This is a genomic window from Embleya sp. NPDC025285, assembly GCF_055558835.1.
In genome coordinates this window covers 1-2,152 of the sequence record NZ_JBVHLU010000269.1, presented here as the reverse complement: position 1 = coordinate 2,152, position 2,152 = coordinate 1, and the positions used below count along the sequence as shown (strand labels likewise).

Below are 2,152 nucleotides of genomic sequence, written 5' to 3'. Positions count from 1 at the left end.
CCCGGAAGCCAGGTGATCGTCCCGGGCCCCGCGTCGTTCCCGGCATCCGGCGGCGAACCACCCCGACCGGAACCTCCGCCCGTACCGGACCCACCGCCCGTACCGGACCCACCACCCGAACCCTGGGACTGGTTGCCTCCGCCCGGGCCCTGCGACGGCGGCGCAGTGCCGCCGCCCTGCGGCTTGTTCCCACCACTCGGAGGCGGCGTCTCCTTGTCCGGACCCGGCGCGGCCGCGTTCACCGTGTACGTACCGCCGTACCCGAGCCTGCCGTCCACATTCTGCCGATCCACCAGATCCGCCCGAGTCACCGGCACCGCATCCAGCTTCGTGCGGTTCGCCGAGGCGTCGGAGCCGTCGCCGCCGTCGGAGAGCAGAACGGCCGCCGCGCCGCCCGCCGAGGCCAGCACCAGGGCCGCCGCGAGTGCCCGCCGGCGACGGCGACGCCGACGCCCGCGTGGGTGCGGCGTGCCGTCCGGGTCGGCAGGGGCCGGCGCGGGTCCCGTGTCGTACTCGTGCTGTGGGGTGTCGATCGAAACCACGAGGCCGCCCCTACTTCTTGTTCGTCAGCGGGGGAACCTTCTTGTTGCACAACTCCATCGCCTTCATCACCTTGTCGTCGCTCGCGTCGAGGGTGATCATCGCGCCGCCCGCGCCGGGGTCGCCCACGTTCACGCCGTTCTCGCGCAGGCAGCTGGTGTGCTTGGCCTGCCATTCCTTGAACTTGGGGTCGTTGGGGTCGAAGTCGCTCTTCGGCTGGAACTTCTCGCACGCCTTCATCGCGTCCTCGGTCTTGGACAACCCCTCGTCCGCGGGCATCGCCCCGATCCGCATCGCGCCACCCTCGCCGGGCTCCGGGTCCGGCATGTCGACGCCGTGCTCACGCATGCAGCTCGCGAACTTCACCATCTGGTCGCGGCGTTGGGCATCGTCACCCTTGCCCGAGCCGGAACCGCCGCCACTGCTCTCGGCCTTCGCGCCGCTGCCGCCGCCCGAGGCCACCTTGTTCTTCGCCGAGCCGCCGCCGTCGTCACCGCACCCGGCCGTGGTCAAGGCGAGGCCACTCGCCAGAACCACCCCAACCGCCAACCGCAGCGCCAGAGGCCGTCCCGATCCCGCGCGCCCAAACCTCGTCATCACTGCCGCTCCCACCTGTAGTCCTACCGTCGGTCGTGTGGCCACCCCTCGTTGTCACCGCCGTGACGACGAAGGATGCGGCAACAGGTCTACGCCTCGGGGGGTTTCCAGGCCGTTACTCGAACCGGTTATCCGGAGTTAACGCCAAGTCGCGTATAACCGGTGGGGTTGGGTTGGAAGTCTGCCAATCCGGGCCAATCGCTCTTTGCCCCCACGCCTTTCCGGCCCGACTCCCCACCTTTCCCCCGGCCGAAGCGGAGCGACGAGACTGTGCGAGTCCTGGTGACCGAGGACGAGGAACTACCGGCCGATCCGACCGCCCGAGGATTGCCCCGGGCGGCGATCGCCGTGGAGGTCGCGTACGACGGCGACAGCGCGCAGGACCCCCAAGTCATCCGAACCTTGCCCGGATCGGGATGCCTGATATGAGCAGACTGCGTGTATGCGTTGGAAGGGGCCCGAGAGGATTCCGGACGAGCGGCCCGGTGACAGGCGTACGGCTGCTATCCCGGGCACTGTTTCGCCGGCCGTCGGCGCGGGCCCGACTCGCGCTGATGTACGGCGGCATGTCGCTCGTTGTCGGCACGGTGTTGCTGGGCATCGTGTACTGGTTCGTCGACCAGCGGCTGTCCCGACAACTACCGATGGCGATGGCCAGGACGTTCGCGGTGGATTCGTCGGGCACGTACGACCAGACCGAGAACGTCACCGGCCGGTCCCAACCCGCCGTGCCGCTGCCGGGCGCTGCGAGCCAATTCACCGTGATTCCCGCCGAGTCCATCCGTCGGGCCATCGACACAGGCCAGGACGTGACGATGAGTCAACTGCTGACCGTGCTCATCGCGGCACTGCTGCTCCTGGCCGCGGCCTCGATCCTGGTCGGCTGGTGGATGTCCGGCCGGGTGTTGCGCCCGGTCCATGGGATCACCGCGACGGCACGCCGGTTGTCCGAACACAACCTGCACGAGCGGATCGCGATGCCGGGCCCGGACGACGAACTCAAGCAACTCGCCGA

General features: G+C 69.5%; 2 protein-coding genes and 1 pseudogene. 1 reads left to right on the top strand and 2 read right to left on the bottom strand.

Annotation, left to right across the window (positions count from 1 at the left end):
- Positions 1 to 542: pseudogene (locus ACZ4FV_RS52115) on the bottom strand (hypothetical protein); the annotation flags it as partial.
- Positions 543 to 552: 10 nt separating this feature from the next.
- Positions 553 to 1,053: a hypothetical protein gene (locus tag ACZ4FV_RS52110; protein WP_465328490.1), complete on the bottom strand. Its 501-nt coding sequence runs from the start codon at positions 1,051 to 1,053 to the stop codon at positions 553 to 555.
- A 650-nt stretch (positions 1,054 to 1,703) separates the two neighbouring features.
- On the opposite strand from ACZ4FV_RS52110, the gene ACZ4FV_RS52105 reads away from it, so the two are divergent.
- On the top strand, positions 1,704 to 2,152 hold a 449-nt coding region (locus ACZ4FV_RS52105), incomplete at its 3' end, for a HAMP domain-containing protein (protein ID WP_402242701.1).